The sequence below is a fragment of the Clostridium sp. YIM B02569 genome (genome assembly GCF_022320765.1).
Taxonomy (GTDB): domain Bacteria; phylum Bacillota; class Clostridia; order Clostridiales; family Clostridiaceae; genus Clostridium; species Clostridium beijerinckii.
This window is the reverse complement of the sequence record NZ_JAKJJX010000005.1, coordinates 45,779-68,205: the sequence shown is the minus strand read 5'-3', so window position 1 is coordinate 68,205 and position 22,427 is coordinate 45,779. Positions and strand designations below refer to the sequence as shown.

At 29.7% G+C, this 22,427-nt stretch carries 22 protein-coding genes and 1 pseudogene; 11 read left to right on the top strand and 12 right to left on the bottom strand.

Going from position 1 to position 22,427, the window contains the following annotated elements:
• Positions 1–308: 308 nt before the first annotated feature.
• A complete protein-coding gene (locus tag L3B96_RS06000) occupies positions 309–956 on the bottom strand; it encodes a TetR/AcrR family transcriptional regulator (RefSeq protein WP_017211011.1) in 648 nt (215 codons plus the stop codon).
• A gap of 152 nt (positions 957–1,108) precedes the next feature.
• Here L3B96_RS06000 and L3B96_RS05995 point away from each other — a divergent pair, with 152 nt between their 5' ends.
• Together L3B96_RS05995 and L3B96_RS05990 are read left to right on the top strand one after the other, a co-directional pair.
• Positions 1,109–2,290 carry a DHA2 family efflux MFS transporter permease subunit gene (locus tag L3B96_RS05995; protein ID WP_238859313.1) on the top strand — a complete coding sequence of 394 codons (1,182 nt, stop codon included), beginning with the start codon at positions 1,109–1,111 and terminating at the stop codon, positions 2,288–2,290.
• Complete coding sequence (locus tag L3B96_RS05990; RefSeq protein ID WP_238859311.1) at positions 2,287–2,778, top strand: hypothetical protein; 492 nt, start codon at positions 2,287–2,289, stop codon at positions 2,776–2,778. The genes L3B96_RS05995 and L3B96_RS05990 overlap by 4 nt, the downstream gene beginning before the upstream one ends.
• 377 nt (positions 2,779–3,155) lie before the next feature.
• Here the strand turns inward: L3B96_RS05990 and L3B96_RS05985 are convergent, their stop codons facing one another.
• The 5 genes from L3B96_RS05985 to L3B96_RS05965 all read right to left on the bottom strand — a co-directional run bounded on the left by L3B96_RS05985 (position 3,156) and on the right by L3B96_RS05965 (position 5,273).
• Positions 3,156–3,461, bottom strand: a complete 306-nt coding sequence (locus L3B96_RS05985; protein WP_023976044.1) for a hypothetical protein — start codon at positions 3,459–3,461, stop codon at positions 3,156–3,158.
• Positions 3,454–3,981 (bottom strand): hypothetical protein, encoded by a 528-nt coding sequence (locus L3B96_RS05980; protein WP_023976045.1) that lies wholly within the window; start codon positions 3,979–3,981, stop codon positions 3,454–3,456. Before L3B96_RS05980 ends, L3B96_RS05985 begins: the two co-directional genes overlap by 8 nt.
• Complete coding sequence (locus L3B96_RS05975) at positions 3,962–4,414, bottom strand: hypothetical protein (protein ID WP_023976046.1); 453 nt, start codon at positions 4,412–4,414, stop codon at positions 3,962–3,964. Before L3B96_RS05975 ends, L3B96_RS05980 begins: the two co-directional genes overlap by 20 nt.
• Entirely contained in the window at positions 4,411–4,923 is a 513-nt protein-coding gene (locus L3B96_RS05970) for a sigma-70 family RNA polymerase sigma factor (protein ID WP_026015777.1), read from the bottom strand. The genes L3B96_RS05975 and L3B96_RS05970 overlap by 4 nt, the downstream gene beginning before the upstream one ends.
• A 143-nt stretch (positions 4,924–5,066) precedes the next feature.
• On the bottom strand, positions 5,067–5,273 hold the full coding sequence (locus L3B96_RS05965) for a hypothetical protein (RefSeq protein ID WP_238859309.1): 207 nt from the start codon (positions 5,271–5,273) through the stop codon (positions 5,067–5,069).
• Between the two features lie 76 nt (positions 5,274–5,349).
• Between L3B96_RS05965 and L3B96_RS05960 the strand changes: the two genes are divergently transcribed.
• Positions 5,350–6,396, top strand: a complete 1,047-nt coding sequence (locus L3B96_RS05960; protein WP_238859307.1) for a galactose ABC transporter substrate-binding protein — start codon at positions 5,350–5,352, stop codon at positions 6,394–6,396.
• A 147-nt stretch (positions 6,397–6,543) separates the two neighbouring features.
• On the opposite strand, the gene L3B96_RS05955 is transcribed toward L3B96_RS05960, so the two are convergent.
• Complete coding sequence (locus L3B96_RS05955) at positions 6,544–6,969, bottom strand: mannose/fructose/sorbose PTS transporter subunit IIA (RefSeq protein WP_238859305.1); 426 nt, start codon at positions 6,967–6,969, stop codon at positions 6,544–6,546.
• 109 nt (positions 6,970–7,078) lie between these two features.
• Here L3B96_RS05955 and L3B96_RS05950 point away from each other — a divergent pair, with 109 nt between their 5' ends.
• From L3B96_RS05950 to L3B96_RS05935, 4 genes are all read left to right on the top strand, one after another.
• The gene (locus L3B96_RS05950; protein ID WP_023976049.1) at positions 7,079–7,993 is read left to right on the top strand and encodes a YafY family protein; all 915 of its coding nucleotides are present in this window, start codon (positions 7,079–7,081) and stop codon (positions 7,991–7,993) included.
• Positions 7,994–8,151: 158 nt separating this feature from the next.
• The gene (locus L3B96_RS05945; RefSeq protein WP_023976050.1) at positions 8,152–9,273 is read left to right on the top strand and encodes a DNA alkylation repair protein; all 1,122 of its coding nucleotides are present in this window, start codon (positions 8,152–8,154) and stop codon (positions 9,271–9,273) included.
• Between the two features lie 295 nt (positions 9,274–9,568).
• Complete coding sequence (locus tag L3B96_RS05940) at positions 9,569–10,627, top strand: galactose ABC transporter substrate-binding protein (protein WP_238859304.1); 1,059 nt, start codon at positions 9,569–9,571, stop codon at positions 10,625–10,627.
• Between the two features lie 365 nt (positions 10,628–10,992).
• Entirely contained in the window at positions 10,993–11,376 is a 384-nt protein-coding gene (locus tag L3B96_RS05935; protein ID WP_012059525.1) for a desulfoferrodoxin, read from the top strand.
• Between the two features lie 260 nt (positions 11,377–11,636).
• On the opposite strand, the gene L3B96_RS05930 is transcribed toward L3B96_RS05935, so the two are convergent.
• The 4 genes from L3B96_RS05930 to L3B96_RS05915 all read right to left on the bottom strand — a co-directional run bounded on the left by L3B96_RS05930 (position 11,637) and on the right by L3B96_RS05915 (position 17,145).
• A complete protein-coding gene (locus L3B96_RS05930) occupies positions 11,637–12,053 on the bottom strand; it encodes a MaoC family dehydratase (protein ID WP_012059526.1) in 417 nt (138 codons plus the stop codon).
• 64 nt (positions 12,054–12,117) lie between these two features.
• Positions 12,118–13,512 (bottom strand): GntP family permease, encoded by a 1,395-nt coding sequence (locus tag L3B96_RS05925; RefSeq protein ID WP_012059527.1) that lies wholly within the window; start codon positions 13,510–13,512, stop codon positions 12,118–12,120.
• Positions 13,513–13,586: 74 nt separating this feature from the next.
• A complete protein-coding gene (locus tag L3B96_RS05920) occupies positions 13,587–15,131 on the bottom strand; it encodes an acyl CoA:acetate/3-ketoacid CoA transferase (protein WP_012059528.1) in 1,545 nt (514 codons plus the stop codon).
• A gap of 289 nt (positions 15,132–15,420) precedes the next feature.
• Positions 15,421–17,145 carry a sigma-54-dependent Fis family transcriptional regulator gene (locus L3B96_RS05915; RefSeq protein WP_023976051.1) on the bottom strand — a complete coding sequence of 575 codons (1,725 nt, stop codon included), beginning with the start codon at positions 17,143–17,145 and terminating at the stop codon, positions 15,421–15,423.
• A gap of 125 nt (positions 17,146–17,270) precedes the next feature.
• Between L3B96_RS05915 and L3B96_RS05910 the strand changes: the two genes are divergently transcribed.
• A complete protein-coding gene (locus tag L3B96_RS05910) occupies positions 17,271–18,251 on the top strand; it encodes a glycoside hydrolase family 18 protein (protein WP_275297116.1) in 981 nt (326 codons plus the stop codon).
• A gap of 142 nt (positions 18,252–18,393) precedes the next feature.
• Here the strand turns inward: L3B96_RS05910 and L3B96_RS05905 are convergent, their stop codons facing one another.
• The gene (locus L3B96_RS05905) at positions 18,394–19,029 is read right to left on the bottom strand and encodes a flavodoxin family protein (protein ID WP_017210998.1); all 636 of its coding nucleotides are present in this window, start codon (positions 19,027–19,029) and stop codon (positions 18,394–18,396) included.
• A 352-nt stretch (positions 19,030–19,381) separates the two neighbouring features.
• Between L3B96_RS05905 and L3B96_RS05900 the strand changes: the two genes are divergently transcribed.
• The 3 genes and pseudogenes from L3B96_RS05900 to L3B96_RS05890 all read left to right on the top strand — a co-directional run.
• Positions 19,382–19,723: a helix-turn-helix domain-containing protein gene (locus L3B96_RS05900; protein WP_012059532.1), complete on the top strand. Its 342-nt coding sequence runs from the start codon at positions 19,382–19,384 to the stop codon at positions 19,721–19,723.
• Positions 19,724–20,340: 617 nt separating this feature from the next.
• Complete coding sequence (locus tag L3B96_RS05895; protein ID WP_238859300.1) at positions 20,341–22,053, top strand: methyl-accepting chemotaxis protein; 1,713 nt, start codon at positions 20,341–20,343, stop codon at positions 22,051–22,053.
• 207 nt (positions 22,054–22,260) lie between these two features.
• Positions 22,261–22,414: pseudogene (locus L3B96_RS05890) on the top strand (IS701 family transposase); the annotation flags it as partial.
• Positions 22,415–22,427 lie beyond the last annotated feature (13 nt).

The window sequence follows — 22,427 nt, the reverse complement described above, 5'->3', positions numbered from 1 at the left end:
ATTGCTCATAAAATAGAAATTCCGCATTTTCATAAATATTAATAAAAGTTCAACAATAATTTCGTATAAAAATTTCAACTTTACGTATACTAAAAATGGGTTTATTCTTAAACCTAGGCATTCATTCTTTGCCCCTTTATCGGGGCTTTTTTAATATATACAAATAATATTAATACTATAAATTTAATCTATATATAAATAGTATGTACTTCTATGAAGAAAATTTTTCACTATACTAATCATATCGTTATCTTTATGTTAAAAGATAACGTTGACCATAAAGCCACTCGTGCCAGTAAATTAATATCCTATGTTACCTTTATATAATTTGTACAATCTTTAAATAAGCAATATAGCATATTAACACATTTCTCAATGCACAAATCTATGTCTTTAATTTCATCATCAAATTTAATCTTATGGCATACATCATCTGTTATAAAAAATGAATAATGGTAGAATAATCTTTCTTCCTCTTCGCTGTTAAAAGGTATAGATAAAGCTTTGAAAATTTCTTTTATTTTATCTTTTCTCTGCTCATCATATTCTTTCCTCAAAGCAGCTACATCTTTATCTAAGAGTGTTAATGCTTCCATTTCATCATGAAAAGTTTTAGAACAGTCGTGATAATCTAACATCATCTTTATAAATACTTTAAATAGTGGTTTTACTACTTCAGCATTATCAAATTCCTTATCAGCATTTTCTAACCAATAATCATGACTTGGATAATCAAAACTTTTGTTAATTCTTTCAATTACCTTAAGATAAATTTCCTTCTTATCTTCAAAATAGGCATATACAGAACCTGTCGCTACATTGGCTTCATTAGATATATCTGCTGTCGTAGTATTATAATAACCTTTTTCATTAAATAGTTTATAAGCTGCTTCTAAAATTCTATCATATTTTTCTAAAGCTCTTTTTTGTGTTGGTATTCTTGTCTTTCTTTCCATCTTTATCACCTATTTAAATAATAAAATATAAAAAAATAAAAGTCAATAAAATATGAAATTCATTTCATGTATTGACTTTTAATTTTTTCCAGTATATTATATAAACATGAATTTAATTTCATATTCATATAATAAAGATTTTGGAGGTCATCATGAATAAAAAACAAAAAGTATTAGCATTTATTTCACTGGCAATAGCTTGCTTCTTAACAGTATTAGATTCAACCATAGTTAATGTATCTTTGCCTTCTATGGCTGATTACTTCAACACAGATATAACAGGAATATCATGGGTAAGTACCGCTTACTTGATTCCATTCTCAGCTCTTTTAATAAACTTCTCTAAAATCGCAGATATTTTTGGAAGAAAGAAACTATTTATAATTGGTCTTATAGTATTTGGTATTTCATCAATACTTTGTGGTCTTTCCACTTCCCTTTCCATGATTATAATTTTTAGAATCATGCAGGGTATAGGAGCTGCAATTCTTGCTCCATTAGCTATTCCTTTAGGTATCGAATTATTTGGTAAAGATGCTATGTCAAAACTTGCCATTGTAATTGGTATGACAATTTCTATAGCTGCAGCTTCTGGTCCTGTTGTTGGAGGAATATTAAATGAAGCCTTTGGTTTTAAAGCAATATTCTATGTAAATGTTCCTTTTATAATCATCTCTTTAATCTTTGGAGCTCAATGTCTTACAGAATGTTATGATAGAACAATTGAAAAGCGAATAGATTTTATTGGTTCTATATTATTAGCTTATGGAATCGGAGCACTAACCTTTTTCCTTGTTAAAGGAAGCTCATATGGCTGGGGCAGTACAAAAATTGTTACTTTAATAATAACCTCAGCAATTTCAATTATTGCTTTCCTAATATATGAATTAAGATCAAAAAATCCAATGATAGAATTTAAATTATTTAAAATAAGAAGCTTTACTTCTTCAATCATAATAGTCGGAGTAATATTCTTTGCTTATATGCCTATATCTTATTTAATGAATTTCTATCTAGAAAACCAATTAGGTTATTCTGTCTTAAAATCTGGACTTATTTTAGGTATAGTAAGCGGTGTCTCATTTCTCACCTCTCCAATATTCGGCATTATATCTAAAAAGTATGGTGCTAGAGTTATTTCATTATTAGCAATAATTTTTGTATCTTTAGGTGATCTTATGTTTGTATTTATGAATAGTTCAAACAATATGAAGATAATTTATGGCTCATTCATTGTAGTAGGACTTGGTGTTGCTTCAACCTCTCCATTATATAAAAGTGCATTTGACGAGGTTTCAAAAGATAAGAATGGTATGGCTTCTCAGGAATATTGAACAGCTTTAGGCAACTAACTGCATGTTTAGCTATAGCCTTAGTTTCAACATTAAGCAGCTATTACACTACTCAATCTATAGATAATTCAAAAAGCAGAATAATCGAACTTGTTAATAACAATACAGTTCTTGAAGATCAAGTGAAATCTACGATAATTGATAAAATAAAGACTGCATACACAAGCAAAAATACTTCCTTTTCGAAAGATATGGTTGATAAATTAATTAAAGACAAAGAGGATACTGTGTTAGCTTCTGTTCCTAATAAAATGAAGCCATCTATAGAAGAGAACTTTAATACTCAAACAAAAGAGATCCATAAGGTCTTAGATGACATGACTGTCATAAAAAATGATGAAAGTAATAAAGTTTATAATAAGTGCTTCTTGCTTACAGCAGTTATTGCAATTTTAGGATTAGCAGCAGTACCTTTTAATAAAATGAAAGAAACTGAACTTGCAAAAAACAAACCAGAATTCGTAGTATGAATATTTCGAAACAATCATTGAAATGGCATTAATATTTTCAGTAAAATAATTCTTATCATATTATAATATAGAAGTTTTATTTCTCAATATAATATTTATTTTTCAGCATTCTGTTGATAATTATGATGCTTAATTTCAATTACAGTAAATAAGCCCAAGACAGTTCGATATGTCTTGGGCTTATTTTTTACCATAGCTATTGACTATAGATGCATTACTATCTATAGTCAATTCTTCATTCTATCTAAAATGATATGCACTCATTTAAATTATTTTTACATAATAAATTTATTATTCACTTTTTATCTATTAACCATTAAATCATAATAAATATAACTTTAATTTATAAATCGAAATATTTACTCCATAAATTTCGGTTAAATTGTTACTCCAAACTGTGGCGAATGAGTAACTATAAATTCCGCTCCTCCCATTCCCATAGCAAAGAACACTAAAATAATAACTAATATTATTGCACTAAAATCATATTGCATTTTTTCTTGATTATTTATTATATAAGCTGCGATAATCTCTATTCCAACACTTACTAAAATAAGTGGCCACATTGATACAATTAAAAGAACATTGAGATTAGTTATAAACAATCTTAGTAAAAACATTATCCCAAATATAACTAAAGCAAGTCCTGAGGTTAATGTGCCTACCTTACGCCCCTTAATCATCTATCTCACTCTCCATTTTTTTCCCTTTGATAAGTTTTATACCAAGTGTAACTATTGCTACTCCTATGATTACTTTAGGAATGTCCCTCATTAAATCATAAATAATAAAGCGGCGTAGTTCGTATGGAATATATGGTTCTAAAATACTCATTATATTTTCTATAACTAAATATACACCTAAAAATAAGCATATAACACCTACTGCAAGCCTGCGTTTCTCAAATATATCTTTGTCTAATTTTGCTAGCTTATCAATAGAAAACAAGTACTTATCCTCTAAAAGTAAAAGTTCGTCGTCATTTAAATTCATTCTATTAGTACAATCAAAGAAAGAATAAAACCAAATAAGTGGTGCTATATATAATAGCGGTCCTATGTTAAGCCAAGAAGAAAGAAATATTAAAAAGAAGAATACAGACATAAAAGATACTCCTATTTTCATAAATCCCATATACATATGTCCTGCACCTGGCAACATTGAAAAAACAAAAGTCAAAAATCTACTTTTTCTCTTGATCATTATTAAAAACCTCCAGTTTAATTATTTTTTCAGAAAAGTTATTAAGATTTACATTAACCGAATCTACAATCCTAGAATCCAATGGTCTAACATGATTTGTCGCTGTATTAACCAAAGAATTTAATCCATTTGAAAAAACCAATACTAATGCCACACTAGCTGCAACTGCAACTTTAACACAATAAAAACGGAACTGAATCTTGCTTTGCCTCTTACTTTTTATTTTAATTTGTACTTTTTCTTGAAAACCTAAAGGAGCTTCTGCAAGTTCATCTTCTTTAAAACTATCAGCAAATTCACCAGCACACATTTGACAATCACTAATATGTTCTAATATATCTATCATTTCTTCGTCGCCCAAAATATCAAACTTTAGCATGGTTAATGTTTCTTCAGTTAAATGACCTTCTTTATCAAATAATCCATTATTCACATGAACTCCTCCTTCCATAAATCCTTTAACATTTTTTTTGACCTGTAAAGTTGCGTTTCCAAAGTTTTAATATTCTGCCCGGTTTCCTTTGCTAAATGTGATAGTTTGACATCTTTGCAAAAATAATTTATAGCTACAGTTCTATATGGCTCTTTTAGCTTGTTGCATAAAATTTGTATTCTCTCTGTAGTATTCTTTTTAACTACTGTTTCCTCTGGCGAATCTCCTCTATACTCAAGATCTTGATATTCATCTTCTGACAAGCTAACTGTTTTTCTTGCCTTACTCTTAAGATAATCCTTACATTTATTTGCAGCAATTTTAGCAAGCCAAGCCTTAAGGTTATCACCATCAAAGCCTTCCCAATTTTGATATGCTGATAAAAATGTTTGCTGAGCCAAATCTTCAGCATCAAAATAATTTTTTGTGAAGGATAAACAAATAGTGATAATTAACCTTTCATATTGTTTTATGCAATTTGGAAATTGTTCTTTTTCAATATCTATCACCACCTTAATTAATCCTTACATTAAATATAACGATTAATAAATAAAAAACACTTCAACTTTTTTAAAAATTATAAAAATTTTATTGATTTAAGTTAATTATCTTTGTTTTCTCACTATAAAGAGTCTTATTCTTATAAACCATTTTATAAGAATAAGACTCTTAAAGTTAAAATGTCACTATTTATTTCTGCTACAGACTTAGCATTTGTTTTTTCAGCCAACAATTTTACAATAGAAAGTCCTAATCCAGTACTCCTTGAATTTCTTGATTTATCAGCTGCATAAAATTTATCAAATAATAAGATTATACTGCCATTTGAAAAAAGCATATGACGTATTGTGAGTTCCACATGAATAAATTTTTTTAAACGGGACAACCTAACTCTATGTGTATTTCAAATAATTTACTAACTATGGAGGACAACAATGAAGCTTTTTAAAAATGCACTATCTCTTATAATAATTTCAATATTACTCTTGCATAACATTGAAATCTCTGTATACGCCAGCCCAAATGTTAATTCTCAAAATCAAGTTAAGATTGCAGTATTCTTAAGCAATTTTAGTTCACCGTTTATTTCTAATTTAAAAAAAGATCTAGAGGAAGTTGAAAAAGAAAATAAAAATAGAATCCTGTTTACATTCTTTGATTCAAAAGGTAATGAAACTATTCAAAATCAAAATATTGATGAGTCATTCAATCAAAGCTTTGATCTTTTTGTGTTAGACTTGATTAACTCTAGCACAAATTTTTCACAAAGTGCCCTTAGCAAAATATTCAGCCGTAATATTCCGCTAATTGTAACACTAATTCCAAGTAAACCAATAATAAATTGCATTAGAACTTATAATCGAGCTGTTATAATAGGTGCGGACGATGCCCAATCTGGTTCCCTTCAAGGAAAGATTCTTATTGACACATGGACTTCTAATAAAGAAACCCTAGATAGAAATAAAGATAATGTAATTCAGTATATTATTCTAAAAGGACCCATTGGCGATCCATCAACACCTTTAAGAAGTAAATATTCTATTCAAACAATTAATGATGCCGGTATAAAAACAGAAGAACTCTTATCGTCTACATGTAATTGGAATAAAGATTGTGCAAGAGACGACATACAATCTTCCATTCTAAATCTATATAGTAAGGTCGAGGTTATAATTTCTAATAATGACGCTATGGCTATTGGCGCTATTGAAGCACTTCAAAAATATGGTTTTAATAAAGGCGGCAATTCAAGATGCATTCCAGTTGTTGGTGTAGATGCAATACCAGAATCTAGGAAACTAATAGATCAGGGCATTATGACAGGTACAGTTATTCAAGATACTCGTGCTTATGCAGATGCCATACATTCTGTAGGACTGAATTTAATTTCTGGTGCTCATCCACTTAGTCATACAAACTATGAATTTGATGGAACTAGTCCTATAATCAAATTGACTTTTCAAGAATATATAAAAAAATAATAAATTTCTATTTTTATAAACTTTATTCTATAAATAATTTCTTATAAGTCATATAAATGTTTATACTCTCATAAAATTTATAATTAACATTTTCTTAAATGCAAATAGGAGAACTTCCTCCCATTCAGGTTTAGTTCTCCTATTTGCTCATAATATGTCATCATCTAAATTTCTAGCTGTTTGTTTCTCTAATTGTTTTATTGCATTTTTGCCCCCATTTTTTGCAATCTCTAATAGCTCTGAAAGACTTGATGAAATATCTCTACTTGCAAAAACTTCTAATAACATTGGCATATTAACTCCAGTTATGACCTCCATATCTTCCTTTTCTAATGCAATCATACTAGCAGCATTAAATGGACTTCCCCCGAAGAGATCAACCATGACTAAAATTCCTTCTGTACAATTTAATTCTTGTATAAGTTTATTGTATTTATCTAATAAATTTTCAATTCCCTCTCCTGGCTTAAACGTAACATATCCAATATTCTTTTGTTCTCCATAAATCATTTCTGCCGATTTAACTAACTCTTTAGATAAATCTCCATGAGTTCCTACAATTATTCCTATCATTTAAATTACCCCTTTTAAAGTTTTTTAGGTTAAGCTCTCTATATTAATGATATAATATGACATTATGTTGTCAAGTTATATATTATATATTTATATGTGAGGTGATATTATGCAAATTAGCAGATTGTTTCAAATTATATATATTCTACTCAAAAGAAAATCCATAACAGCTAGGGAGCTATCAGAGCATTTCGAAGTATCTGTCAGAACAATTTATAGAGATATTGATGCTCTATGCCAAGCTGGAATTCCTATATATTCAAGTCAAGGTAAAGGAGGCGGTATTTCATTAGTAGATAAATTCATTTTTGATAAATCACTATTTTCTGAAGTTGAACAGGATAAAATTCTACTTGCTCTACAGAGCCTTTCCGCTGTAGGATATGATGATATTAATGACGTATTATCAAAATTGAGCAATCTTTTTCAGAAAAGTGATGTTAATTGGATTGAAGTTGATTTTTCTAATTGGGGTAGTGAAAGAAAACAAAAAGAGATCTTCAATCTAATAAAAGAATCAATACTAAAGCAAAAAGTAATCAATTTCTCATATTTTAGTGCTGACGGTATGAAAAGTAATAGGTATGTTGAACCTTTTAAATTGTTATTTAAAGATAAAGCCTGGTATCTACAAGGATATTGTCTTGAAAGAACAGCGTTTAGAACCTTTAAGATAACTCGAATGAATGATATTAATATTACAGATGAAAGTTGTATACATCAATATTTACAAGATCTTATGGATGATTCACCATCAGAAAAATTCAGTGAACTAATTCATCTTAAACTAAAAATATCTTCAGAAGGTGCCTATAGAGTATACGATGATTTTGATGAAGAAAATATAACTATCGATAAAGATGGCTCTTACTCCATAGACATTTCGATGCCTGAGGGTGAATGGATTTATAATTATCTTCTTTCCTTCGGGACAATGTTAGAAATTATAGAGCCTATAGATATTCGAAACGAAATTATCAACCGCTTAGGTAACATGATAAATAAATATACTTCTAAAACTTGACATAATGTAGTCAAGTTTAGTTTATTACAATAATAATAAATAAAATTTAACTGTATAAGGATTACGTCATTAAAATATTTTAGTATATTTTAAATTCAAATTATAATAAAATATCAAGTTTTTTGATACAGTAGTTACAAGGAGATTATGAAATACTTATGAGTGAACCACTAAAAAATATTTATACGTTAGAATTTTTAAATGATTTTGCAAATAAAATACACAATATTTATGCAGAATTTAATAAGATCGATTTTGTTGCTTCAGTTTTAGCTTATCCGTGGGATGAATTACCTTTAAAGGCTCGTATTCATAGAATAGCTGAAATATTAGGTGACTACCTTCCTAATGATTTTGAAAATGCCCTAAATATCTTATTCTCCATTAATAAGAGTTGCGTAGGTTTTCCATATCTATTCTTTCCAGATTTTGTTGCTACCTATGGGAAGCAAGAGAAGTACTTTGAGCTCTCTATGGATGCCTTAGAACGTTTCACTGAACAGTCATCTTCAGAGTTTGCGATTCGACCATTTTTATTGAATGCCCCTCGAGGTGTAATGGAATATATGATGAAGTGGTCATTATCTCCTAATGAACATGTACGACGTCTTTCAAGTGAAGGCTGTCGACCACGTCTTCCTTGGGGAATAGCTCTTCCGATGTTTAAAGCCGATCCATCGCCTGTTTTTAAAGTGTTAGAAAATTTGAAAAAAGACGACTCTCTTTATGTTCGTAAGAGTGTTGCTAACAACCTTAATGACATTTCAAAAGATAATCCTGACGCTGTTTTAGCGATAGCGGAGAATTGGATATGTCATAATCAAAATACTGATTGGATTTTAAAACGCGGCTGCCGTACCCTTATTAAAAGAGCTAATCCCAAGGCAATGTCACTCTTTGGTTACACTAACTCTTCAGCTGAAAATCCCATATTTAGAAATGCCTCAATCTCTGTTCAACCTAACCAACTTAAAATTGGAGGCAGTTGTGAGTTAAATTATTCACTGGATATAGACTGGGGTTCTCCAGTACATATCCGCTTGGAATATGGCATTGATTTTATAAAATCAAATGGTAAATCATCACGTAAATTATTCTTTTTATCTGACAAAACATCGTTACCTAATGCACATTTACAAGGTACGCGTATACATAGCTTTGAAGATCTTACTGTTCGTAAGCACTATCCTGGCATTCATAAAATTGTTCTTATAGTTAACGGCATAGAATCTGCGCAGACTACATTAAATATTCTTGGATGCAAATATGATTATAAATAATCTACTATTGAAATTAAAAAGCAGGGATATCAATAATATTAAACAAACACTGTAAATGTATTATCGCAATATATATTGCATTCAAATAATATCCATATTACATGAATATTTTTACGAAGATTTCATATAATATAGATGTTTTCATGATTTAAACTATCCACTTTTAGCCCCATTATTGGGGCTTTTTTATTTATCCTGAAAATCATTTTTAACTTATAGATATACTTAGATTAAGTATAAACTTTTTCTTAAAACGTATAATACATTTATAAGTACACAGGATTGGAGGATTTAAATGAAAATATTAAAAAAGATATTAGCTATAACTGCAATTACCATAATATTTAGTACGGTACTTAGAAGCATCTTTCTCAATAATACAGCTATTGCAGAAGATTCTAAACAAAGAACTACTATTAGAGTTGGCCTGTTTTCGGCAGATCTTAATGATGATTACCTTATATTTCTCCGTAAAAATTTTGAAGATATACAAAATCAACATCCGAACGAAGTCATCTTTACATTTTATGATGCGAAATTCAATCAATCAACTCAAAATGCCGAACTTGATACCAAACTTAATGAAGGAATTGATTTAATATTGCTAGATATGGTTAATGTTAACGATATAGGAGACTTAATTAATAAAATATCAAAATATGAAATTCCAGTAATAGTTTTTAATAGAGAACCACTTACAATGGATGCTATAAAATCATATAAAAAAGCCCTATATGTAGGTACTGATTCAAAACAAGCTGGTACTTTACAAGGTAAAATTATTACTGATGCTTGGAATAATCATAAAGATTTAATTGATAAAAATAAAGATAATGTATTACAATACATTATGCTTATTGGTGAAAGACTTAATAAAACATCTATAGATAGATCTGCATATTCTATTTCAACTATACAGCAGGCTGGAATTAAAACAGAGGAACTTGCGTCACCTGTTTTAAATTGGGATAGAGAAACAGCGCAAAATACTGTTGATGCATTATTCCTAAGACTTGGAAGTAAGGTGGAAGCAATAATTTCAAATGATGATTCTATGGCAATTGGTGCAACTAAAGCATTACAAAAATATGGCTATAACATTGGAAATAAATCTAAAGTAATTCCTATTGTTGGAGTGGATGGCGTTCCTGAAGCTAAAGAATTAATTTCAAAAGGCTTTATGTTAGGCTCTCCTGTTCAAGATACTAGCGTTATGGCTAACGCTATTTATACAATAGGTTCTAACTTAGTTCATGGAATAAATCCTATTGAAGGAACAGCATACAAATTAGATGAATCGGAAGCTGCTATTCGTATACCATACGAAGAATATACTGGCCCAATGTTCCAATAAACAATTAGATAATAAAAGCATATAATTTTTATAAATTTATTTTATTAATTAATAATTATTATTGACTAATATAATTATTATGTATATAATAGTCTTAAAGATAACACTCTCATTTTTTTCTAATTATGTCAGCTAAATTTTAAACACATTGATGATTTTAATCTTAAAATATACATAAATAATAATTTTAAGATTCTTAGTCATTAAAAAGACATTTTAGAAATAAATTTAAAGAGTACAAGACTGTTGTAATGACAATTAAACTTGGTTATTTAGCAAAAAGTAAAACTTTATATCCAAGGTCTTGCAAAAAAAATCATGAAGAAATAGTCAAATAATTATAATTAAATTTAGGAGGTAATAAAATGACTGAATTGAAACAAGTTTATAAATGTGAAATTTGCGGTAATATTGTGGAGGTTGTTCATAATGCTGGAGGTACACTAGTATGTTGTAATCAGCCAATGAAGCTTAAAGCTGAAAATACTACTGATGGAGCAACAGAAAAGCACGTTCCTGTAATTGAAAAAGTTGAAGGTGGAGTTTTAGTAAAGGTAGGATCTGTAGAACATCCTATGCTTGATAACCACTATATAGAATGGATTGAAATTCATACTGAAAGTAACGTATATAAAAAATTCTTAAAACCTGGTGAAAAGCCTGAGGCTTTCTTTAAGGTAGATGAACCTGTTCTTTTTGCTAGAGAATATTGCAACTTACATGGTTTGTGGGCTGAAAAAAATTCTTAATAAAAAACTTTTTATTTAAATGAATAGAAGTCTGTAGTCATTTGATTATTACTTACATATCTTAATCAAATGACTACAGACTTAATATTTTACTTAGAAAACTTCCACTTCAACATTAATACATAAATCCTTCTAAGAAAATAATATACTTTCATATAATACAAAGCAGATCCATTCATTATTTTTTATATTTTTAGTTAATGTATAAAAACAATATGAACTTCAAATTAATGAAATTCACATTGTTTTTGAGCTTGTCTTTATTTAGGAGGCATTATTGTTGCTATGCCTTTAAGCACTTGAACACCATCTTGATTTGTACATATAGTACTTAATTTTATTCTATTTTTATCTTCAATTCTTTCTATCACTTCTACTTCAGCCTTAATTGTATCTCCTATTTTTACTGGAGCCGTAAATTTTAGTTCTTGTCCAAGATAAATTGAACCTGGACCTGGCAATTGCATTCCTAATACTGCAGATACTAAGCCAGCAGTTAACATTCCATGAGCAATTCTACCTTGAAACATTGTTTTTTCTGATTCAACTTGATTTATATGAGCCGGATTTAAATCTCCTGTTATTCCGGCATATAAATATACATCAGTTTCTGTAATAGTCTTTTGAAAAGATGCCTTATCTCCAATCTTTAATTCCTTTATAGTTAATCCTTTCACTAGTACTCCCCCTTCTTTGCTATATAATTTTCAAAATATTATTTGTAAGTATTTTCAATTCTAATTAAACAAAATGTAATAAGCTTTGTAATGCTATTAATGCAAATACAGTTCCTGTCTTTATGCAAGTGATTACAAATATATCTTTATATGATTGTTTATGAGTTAACCCTGCAATTCCAAGTAAAGTTATAACTGCACCATTATGAGGTAATGTATCCATTCCACCTGAAGCCATAGCAGCAACACGGTGAAGTAATTGTGGATCTATTCCAACACTATTTGCCCAAGTTAAATATTGTTTTCCAAAAGTATCAAGTGCTATACTCATTCCTCCTGAAGCAGAACCTGTAACTCCTGAAAGAACATTTACTGTAACTGCCTCTGAAAGTAATGGGCTTCCATCTGGGTTAATATTAGTTAAGGCATGAGCTATAGATTGAAATCCTGGTAAAGTTTTGATAACATTACCGAATCCTACTTCTGATGCTGTGTTCATAACTGCTAAAAGTGATCCAATTGCACCAGCATTAATTGCTGCAGCAAAGTTTCCTTTCATACGTTTTGGGTTAATTGACACTGCAAGAGTAATACCAATTACAAGTGCAATCATAAGAGCCCAGTTATTCATTGAACCTACAACACCAGCTTCCGGTATGTTGTATGGAGCTTTAGTTACCCAAGAAACGATATCCCATTTAGGAAATACAACTTTTTGAAGAACTAGAGTCACTATAAGTACCGATGCTAATGGTAATGCTGATATAAATGGATTCGGCAAGCTGCTGTCTTCAACAATTACAGGCTCTTGCTTATGGTTTGTTCCATATCCTTCTCCTTTTGCCTGAGCTTTGCGTTTGCACCATTCTAAGTAGGATACACCACAAACTAAAACCATAATTGCACCTAGAGTTCCAAATATAGGAGCTGCATATAAATCTGTATTAAAGAATTTCATTGGTATAGAATTTTGAATTTGAGGTGTTCCTGGAAGCGCGTCCATTGTGAATGTGAAAGCACCAACAGCAATAGTTGCAGGAACAAGTCTCTTTGGTATATCTGCTTCTTTAAATATAGAAGCTGCAAATGGATAAACAGCAAATGCTACAACGAAAAGACTTACTCCACCATAAGTTAGTATAGCTGCTGCTAGTATTACAGATAGCATAGCTCGTTTTTTTCCTAATTTATCTACTATAAATTTTGCTATTGATTTTGCTGCACCAGATTGCTCCATAACCTTACCAAATACTGCACCCAGTAAGAAGAACGGAAAGTAAACTTTTACATAGTTACCCAAGTTAGGTAAGAATATTTCCGTATAAGTTGGCATAATCGCCATTCCTGAAAATATAGCTGCCATAATCGCAAATATAGGTGCGAAAACAATAACTGAAAACCCCTTATAGGCCATAAACATTAAAAGTGCTAAGCTTAATAAAATTCCTATAACTGCCATATACAAAACCTCCGTTATTTTATTATTTTTCTTTTCAAATATTTTATCCGTATCCTATTCACTTATATTAGTTGTTACTTCAACTTCATAGGCTTATCTTTAAAAATTCTTTCATCCATTGTCTTTAAATTATTTGATATTATTGGCTTAAAGTCCATTTGATCAATAATATCCTTTTGTAAATCTACCCCTGGAGCTATTTCTTCTAATGTTACTCCATCTTTTGTTAATCTGAAAACTGCCCTTTCAGTTATATATAATACTGGTTGATTCACATCTCTAGCGTAATCTCCACTGAATGTGATTTGTTCAACATTCTTAATAAACTTCTTTGATCTTCCCTCATTTTCGATTACTAGCTTGCCATCAGCAACATTAATTTTAAGTCCTCCTGCTGTAAATGTGCCACAGAATATAACCTTTTTTGAATTTTGAGTTATATTTATAAATCCTCCACATCCAGCTATCTTAGGACCAAATTTACTTACATTTATATTGCCTTTTTCATCGCATTGAGCTAGTCCCAAAAATGCTACATCTAACCCTCCGCCATCATAAAAATCAAATTGAGATGACTGATCTATAATGCTATCTGGGTTTATAGCTGCACCAAAGCTCAATCCTCCTGCTGGGATTCCACCAATTGGACCAGATTCAATAGTTAATCTCATTGTATCTCCTATTCCTTCTTCATTGGCAACCATTGAAATTCCCTCCGGCATACCTATACCAAGATTAGTTACTGCATTTGGTATAAGTTCCATTGCACAACGCCTTGCTATTATTTTTCTCTCATCCATTGAAAGACATTCGATAGAATCTACTGGCATTCTTATTTCTCCACTATAGGCTGGATTAAATGCTTCAGCAAATGTCTGCATATGGTCTTCACTGTTAGCTACAACTATAGCATCTACAAGTATTCCAGGGATTTTTACAAGCTTTGGATCTAAAGTTCCCTTAGAGACTATTTTCTCAACCTGAAGAATTACTTTTCCACCAGAATTTTTTGCTGCCTGTGCCATAGCTAAACCATCTAGTGTTGCTGCTTCCTTTTGAAGAGTTGCATTTCCATCTTCATCTGCATATGTTGCTCTTAATATAGATACATCTATAGGAAATGCTTTGTAGTAGAGATATTCCTTATTATCAATTTCGATAACCTTTACAATATCCTCTGTTGTACATTCATTTAATTTTCCTCCCTCAACTCTTGGATCTACGAAAGTCTTTAAACCAACATGAGTAATTGTACCTGGTTTACCTGCCGCAATATCTCTATAAAGACTAGATATTACTCCTTGTGGAAGATTATAAGCCTTTATTTTATTTTCAATTGCGAGTTTTTGGATCTTAGGAGCTAATCCCCAATGTCCACCTATTACCTTTGAAAGAAGGCCTTCTTGTCCTAAATGATTCAAACCTTTTTCTTTACCATCTCCTTGTCCCGCTGCATAAACAAGAGTTAAATTATTAGGGGCACCTTGTTCTAAGTATATTTCCTTAAGTTTCTTAGAAACCCCTTCTGCATGCCCAGCACCTATAAATCCACCAAATGCAACTGTGTCTCCACTTTTGATTAAGGCGATTGCTTGTTCTACCGACATTATCTTGTTCATCTTTACTCCTCCTTTTCACACTTTTATATACTCCATAAAGCAAGAGTGTAATATTTTATTTATAATTCCTTTTACACTTATTTATATAAGCAATATCCGTGCCAAGATTTCGAGCATGTATTCAACGTAAAACTGCGCTTTTCTATAAGTAATTTCATAAAAAATTCTTAATAATAGAAAGTTTTTGTTCGTTATTCCGTACAATTCCTTAAGTAAACATTTACATTATGTGCGATTTTCCGTACAATTATTTTTCATAAAAAACATAGTTGTTCGTAAGAACGAACAACTATGTCTGTATTTTATATTTTTCTATTTTCTCATATAAACTAGTACGCCCTATATCAAGAATTTTTGCTGCCTTAGTTTTATTACCATCCGCAGCCCTAAGGGCAAGAATAATAGCATTTTTTTCACTTTCAGCAAGAATATCTTGAAGCTTCTTAGGAACCATTGAAACCTTTTTGCCTGTGATCTCTTTCGGTAAATCTTTCACTTCAATAATCTCACTATTCTCCATAATGTTTATAGCCCGCTCTAATATATTTTCTAATTCCCTTACATTACCCTTCCATTCATAGGTTTTAAGATATTGTTCAGCCTCCTTAGAGATTCCTCTAACCTTCTTATCTAAATCAACTGAAAGCTTTTTTATTAAATGATTAGAAATAAGTATTATGTCATTTCCTCTTTCTCTTAAAGGTGGAATTTCGATTGTTACGACATTAAGTCTATAATATAAATCTTCACGAAACTTACCTTCTTCAACTAATCTTTCAAGATTTCTATTTGTTGCAGCAATTATTCTAATATTAATCTTTTTACTAGCTACGCCACCAACCTTTTCAACTTCTCTTTCTTGAATAACTCTTAATAGCTTTACCTGCATATGGAGAGGCATATCTCCAATCTCATCTAGAAATATAGTACCTTCATTTGCAATCTCGAATTTTCCTATCTTACCTTCTTTTTTGGCACCTGTAAAAGCTCCTGCTTCGTAGCCAAATAATTCTGATTCAAGTAAATCACTTGGAATTGCTGCACAATTAACTTTAACAAATGGCCCTTCATGTCTATTACTTTCCGAATGTATTGCATGTGCAAAGATTTCTTTACCTGTCCCGCTTTCCCCTAAAATTAGAACATTTGAATTTGTATGAGCTGCTTTTTCAACTATGGCTTTAGCCATAACAATAGGTTCACTCTCACCTATAATATTTTCAAGCGAATAATTTGCTTTATTGAATTCTCTAAACCTTGATTTATAAGTAGCTAATTCCTTTTCTATAACGCTTATTCGTTTATAAAGGCTATTTAATTCTTTTACATTTCTAAATAAGACCTTACCCACTACCCCAATAATTTCTCCATTTTTTACTATTGGTATTCTTGAGGCTATCATATAGCTTCCTTTTATCTTATGAAGTTGTGCTACTTCTTCTTTTCCAGTTTCTAATACTATTGGCATTCTAGTATTTTCTATCACTTCATTTACATGCCTGCCGATAGCATCCTCCCTCTTAATCCCTAAAAATTCTGTATAGGCATTACTGATCATAGTAACTATCCCCTGCTTATCAATGATAATCATTCCATCATAAGCGGTTTCAATTACAGTATTTAGTATTTCTTTGCTATCCCTCTCTTCCTCAAGCTTATGAATTAACTGACTATAATTTGTTACATTACTAAAAATCAGCATTGATCCTTGTGTATTAGTATTTTCTCCAAAAGGTATGATACTCAAAATTAAATTCAATTCATTAACTACTATTGGCCTTTTAATTTCCTCTTTTTTAGTTGACAGAAAGTATTCTATATCTGGATCTGGCATTATTTCATTAATATTCTTGCCTAAACCACCTTTACTATCTATATCAAAAAGAATACTAGCTGCTTCATTAATAAAAAATATTTTGCTGTTACTATCAACTGCAATTATTGCATTAAACATATTATCTAATATTACTTCAAGGTTACTAATATAATTTTTGAATAATGGTTTGTTGTTCATGTAACACCTTCTCTCTTAAATCTTATTTTTAAGTATTTTACTAAAGATTCCAAGTAAATACAAGGATTAAGTAATTATTTTAGAATATAATTAAATATAAATATTTTATAAGCATTTAGAAGGGACTGATTGAAATAAAAAGGGTAACTTCATCTTATTATTCCCCTAATATAGCTAAATATAGAATAGTAGGATATATACATGGTATTACCACTAATGTAAATCCAAACAAATTGACCCATATTAATTATGCTTTTGGAAGTATTATAAACAGTTCAATTTTCATTCCTGATGCTCAAAATTTAATGAATTTGGTATCATTAAAATCTCAAAATCCTAAATTAGCAGTTATCCTTTCAATAGGTGGCTGGGGAGCTGAAGGTTTTTCCGATGCAGCCTATTCAGAGTCATCACGGAATAGTTTTGCAAATAGCTGTCTGGATATCGTAAATAACTATGGTATAGATGGAATAGACCTTGATTGGGAATATCCTGTTAGCGGCTCTTGTAACCTAATTAAATGTACTCCTAAAGATAAAGGAAATTTCACGCTTTTACTTAAATCTATACGTAACAAAATTGGAACGAATAAAATACTCAGTATTGCAGCTGGAGCAGATAAATTTTACATTAATAATGTTGAAATTAATGAAATAGTAAATATCTGCGATTATATAAATTTAATGACTTATGACTTTGGTTATAATGCTCATAATGCAAATCTTTATCCAACTTCTTTCCCCTATGGATCAGGTTTTAGCTGTGATGAGTCAGTAAACATATTTTTGCAGGCAGGTGTTCCAGCTATGAAAATTAATTTAGGCATTCCTTTTTATGGGTATTATGGTCATGAATATCTTTCATATGGAAATCTACTTGAAAATTATATAAATAAAAATGGTTGGACTAGATACTGGGATTATGAAGCAAAAGCTGCTTATTTAAAAAATTATGATTCATTTATTACTTATGAGGATGAAGAATCAATTGACTATAAAGTTAAATATATAAAATCAAAAGGCCTCGGTGGCGCAATGTTTTGGGAATATAATCAAGATTACAATGATATTCTTCTAAATAAATTATGGACAGGTTTAAACGAATAATATTACATGCATAAAAAATAAAAATAGGATGTTACTTAATTCATCCTATTCTTATAAATATATATATTTTTTTAATACCATTTTATTGAATTTAATTTTTGAAATACTAATTTAATTAATTTAGTCATTATCATTTTAAACACTATCTAATAAAGTTAGTAAATATTTTCTCTTCACCTTTACTTTCTTCTACATTAGCTTTCCCAGAATCAGCAAGTTTTAATAGCCATGCCATGTTCTTTCCTAAAACTCTCATTATCTGCATTCCTTCTTCATCCTGAACTGCTTCTCCTGGTGCTGTACCGTGAACTACGTTCCAATAGTTTGATGTTGGCATTAACATCTCAGAATAATTAAGATAATTATTTAACTGAGTAAATGTTGGAACTCCACCAGACCTTCTAACTGCGACAACACTTGCACCTACTTTGTGTCTAAGCATGCCATTATTTACAGATGTAACATAAAACGCACGATCTAAAAATGATTTCATAGTTCCTGCTATAGCAGAATAATGCACTGGAGAGCCTAGAATGATTCCATCAGCTTCTTTCATCTTTTGAATCCAATCGTTAACTTCATCATTCTGCATAACACACTTTTCGTTCATATTTCTGGCACATCCGCCACAAGCCATACATCCACGTATAACCTTATTTCCAACATGAACTATTTCTACATCTATATTCTCTTTCTTTAATTCTTCTGCTACAGCTTTTATTGCCTCATAAGTATTTCCATTCTTTTTAGGACTTCCATTAAAAGCAACTACTTTCATAATACATACCTCCATAATATTAAAATCATGATGTGATTATATAACTCAGTAATGTAAGTAACAAGTACGCACTTTTTAGTTAGACAACTTACTTTTTGGTAAGAATTATTGAATAGCCTACATGTAAGGCCATAATAAATTTTTCATAAAACAATAATGTCCTTATTATAATTCGCAATATATAACTTATCTAATAGTCATGGTAAAATAACCATTATCTTATACAATCTTCTAAATTAGTACTAACATATATTTTACATTTTGCTTAATTGATTTGATATTATCAGACAGGTTGTTTATACTAATATCTAGTAACATTTATAAATATTTAAAAATGAAAGCGGGTAACTAAATGGTAAATTATAACGGAAGAAGTTATGTGTGTTTATTGGATTTTGCAATGGATTTTATAAGAGGAAAATGGAAGGCAGTTTTATTATGTCATTTATATAATGAACCAAAAAGATTCCTAGAACTTCAACGAATGACTGAAGGAATAAGTCAAAAAGTGCTAAATGAAAAACTTAAAGAATTAGAAAATGATGAACTTGTATGCAAAAAGGTCTATGCAGAAATTCCACCCAAAGTTGAATACTCTCTTACTGATAAAGGAAAAGAGCTTACTAGTATTATTAAGGAAATTGAGTCTTGGTCGGTTAAACACTACCCTGAATTAGATAATAAATGTGTTTAATTCTATTACTTTTCTATAATTAAAATAAAGAAGAACCTTCTCCTTTATAGCTGATTCTTCTTTATTCTTTAAATGCATCAATCTTGTCTTTTTACTAATTATTTTATTGCATAATTTATTTCAATGCCCTTCCTCTGTCTCATCTACTATTATACTTTTTTATGTCTTTAAATATGTTACTACTTGTTAGTATTATAACTATAGCATTTCTAAATATTTATTATTGATTTCATGGCTACCATCACTCATAATAATTTAACCATATTAATATTATTATAAAAAATTATTTAACTCACCTTAAATTTCAAGATATATTATAACCATATTTGGTTATATTTTTAGTTTTTTCTGCATTTTTCTTTATTTTCTCTCAATTTTTTAATTTTAATTTCGATTATTATAAATATATAGATTCTACATAATATAATTCATTTTACATCGTGTTATTTGGTTTGCAATAGCTGGTAGTTTAAACTAAATTTCTATGAATTAAAATCAAGGAGTATGTAGACTTTTAATTACAACTTTTCTCAAATATAAACTATTTATATTGAACTTTTAATGGAGGTGGGAAAATAAAAAACTTTCGCATAAAAAAATAAAGAGGGGTTGATTTAATGATTTGGTTTAAAAATTTAAAAATATCGCATAAACTTATTTCTACTTTTACTTTTGTTTCAATTTTGGTATGTATTGTTGGTTTTATTGGATTATATAATATGAATATAATTAATAACAATGCAACTTCCATGCATGATTATAACTTGGCCTCAATAAATAACTTAACTACTTTAAAGCAAAATATTTCTGATATACGTTCAGATTTGCTAAAACTTGCTTATCAAAGAAATGTCAGTGAAAAAGATACAGTAAAAAAAGACATTAAAGACTTAATTGACGAGAATAATGAACTTATAAAAATATATGAAAGCACTTTAATCTCTGAATCTGAGAAACCTGCATTCTCAAACCTTAAAGAAAACTTTAATAAGTATGTTGATTTATCTAACTCAATAATAAAATACGTAGATGAGAATAATTTTAGTGAAGCTGATGAAAATTATTCTAAAGTTACCGAAACCAGAAAAAATATATATTTGAGCATGGATGAATTAATAAAAAATAATGTTAACCAAGCCGATGCTTCTTATTCTGAAAATAACTCAACTTTTAAAAGATCTTTATACATAACAATCTCAATAATACTTATTAGTTTACTACTAGCTGTTATTTTAGGTTTATCAATTTCATTTATGATTTCAAAACAAGTAAAAAGAGTTTTAATCTTTGCTGAAGCTATTGGTAGTGGTGATTTAACTAAAACTATAACTGTTGACTCTAAAGACGAAATAGGTAATCTTTCAATGGCATTAAACAATGCAAAAGAAAATATACAGAATTTAATTGTTGAAATAATGAACAGCTCAAGTGATATAAGCGCCACAAGCGAAGAACTTTCTGCTACTACTGAAGAAATTGCTTCTAAAATGGAAATTGTGAATGAATCCACAGAGCATATATCTAAAGGTGTTCAAGATTTAAGTGCTACTACAGAAGAAGTAACTGCATCAACAGAAGAAATAAGTAGCGCCATAAATTCCATTGCTAAAGATGCAGAAAATTCATTAGCATCAGTAAATGAAATAAAAGAACGTGCTTATAATATTAGAAATAAATCTTCAAAAAGTATTGAAGAAAGTAATTTAATTTATGATAAAAATCGTTTAAACATTTTAGAATCAATTGAAAATTCTAAAATAGTGTCAGAAGTTAGAATAATGGCAAATTCTATTGGAAGTATAGCAGAGCAGACAAATTTATTAGCTCTAAATGCTGCTATTGAGGCCGCTAGAGCTGGTGACCATGGAAAAGGTTTTGCAGTAGTTGCTGACGAAGTTAGAAAACTTGCTGAACAATCTTCCAATGCAGTTTATAATATTCAAACCATGGTATCACAAGTTGAAGCTTCTGTGGAAAGTCTATCAAAAAGTGGACAAGATGTTCTTGAATTTATGGCTGACAATGTTAAACCTAATTATGAACTCCTTATGAATACAGGAATTGAATATGAAAAGGATTCTGAATTTATAAGTAATATTATAGATAAATCTGCCACTTCTTCAAAACAAATGGATGAAGTTATAATGCAGATAAGCGGTGCAATACAAAATGTTTCTTCAGTAGCTCAGGAATCTGCTTCAAATACGGAAGAAATATTAAATAGCATTACCGAAGTTACCTTTGCTCTTTCAGATGTTACGAAATCTGCTCAAAGCCAAGCTGAACTTTCACAAAAACTTAATGAAATAATTCAAAGATTTAAGATATAATACAAAATCAAAATAATTTATGAAAGTTTAAAATTATCTTTGCAAATCTCATATAAAATGTAAAATAGCCTGTACAAATTTTATTTGATAATATAATAAATTATCAAATAAAATTGGCATAGGCTATTTCTTTTTTGTAATAGACATGGAAGCACAAGTTCAAGGCTTCTAGGCTCATACTCATGGAATAATTAGTATATCACGGGTGAATTTACTCCAGCTACCCAAACTAATTATCTGCTGATTGATTCATGGTATGCATTGGCAAAAATTTAGCTAACGCTTCAGTAATTGGTATCACAACATAGGAATAATCAAATCTAATAGAGTTATATATCCTGCTAGCATTAAAACTGGTGTTAATAACTTTCCAG

Coding starts and splice junctions, on each gene's coding strand:
- L3B96_RS05915 (WP_023976051.1), bottom strand. CDS start 17,145: ATGAACAACAAACCATTATTCAAAAATTATATTAGTAACCTTGAAGTA.
- L3B96_RS06000 (WP_017211011.1), bottom strand. CDS start 956: ATGGAAAGAAAGACAAGAATACCAACACAAAAAAGAGCTTTAGAAAAA.
- L3B96_RS05905 (WP_017210998.1), bottom strand. CDS start 19,029: ATGAAAGTAGTTGCTTTTAATGGAAGTCCTAAAAAGAATGGAAATACT.
- L3B96_RS05980 (WP_023976045.1), bottom strand. CDS start 3,981: ATGATCAAGAGAAAAAGTAGATTTTTGACTTTTGTTTTTTCAATGTTG.
- L3B96_RS05960 (WP_238859307.1), top strand. CDS start 5,350: ATGAAGCTTTTTAAAAATGCACTATCTCTTATAATAATTTCAATATTA.
- L3B96_RS05950 (WP_023976049.1), top strand. CDS start 7,079: ATGCAAATTAGCAGATTGTTTCAAATTATATATATTCTACTCAAAAGA.
- L3B96_RS05945 (WP_023976050.1), top strand. CDS start 8,152: ATGAGTGAACCACTAAAAAATATTTATACGTTAGAATTTTTAAATGAT.
- L3B96_RS05985 (WP_023976044.1), bottom strand. CDS start 3,461: ATGATTAAGGGGCGTAAGGTAGGCACATTAACCTCAGGACTTGCTTTA.
- L3B96_RS05935 (WP_012059525.1), top strand. CDS start 10,993: ATGACTGAATTGAAACAAGTTTATAAATGTGAAATTTGCGGTAATATT.
- L3B96_RS05940 (WP_238859304.1), top strand. CDS start 9,569: ATGAAAATATTAAAAAAGATATTAGCTATAACTGCAATTACCATAATA.
- L3B96_RS05895 (WP_238859300.1), top strand. CDS start 20,341: ATGATTTGGTTTAAAAATTTAAAAATATCGCATAAACTTATTTCTACT.
- L3B96_RS05920 (WP_012059528.1), bottom strand. CDS start 15,131: ATGAACAAGATAATGTCGGTAGAACAAGCAATCGCCTTAATCAAAAGT.
- L3B96_RS05955 (WP_238859305.1), bottom strand. CDS start 6,969: ATGATAGGAATAATTGTAGGAACTCATGGAGATTTATCTAAAGAGTTA.
- L3B96_RS05900 (WP_012059532.1), top strand. CDS start 19,382: ATGGTAAATTATAACGGAAGAAGTTATGTGTGTTTATTGGATTTTGCA.
- L3B96_RS05925 (WP_012059527.1), bottom strand. CDS start 13,512: ATGGCAGTTATAGGAATTTTATTAAGCTTAGCACTTTTAATGTTTATG.
- L3B96_RS05995 (WP_238859313.1), top strand. CDS start 1,109: ATGAATAAAAAACAAAAAGTATTAGCATTTATTTCACTGGCAATAGCT.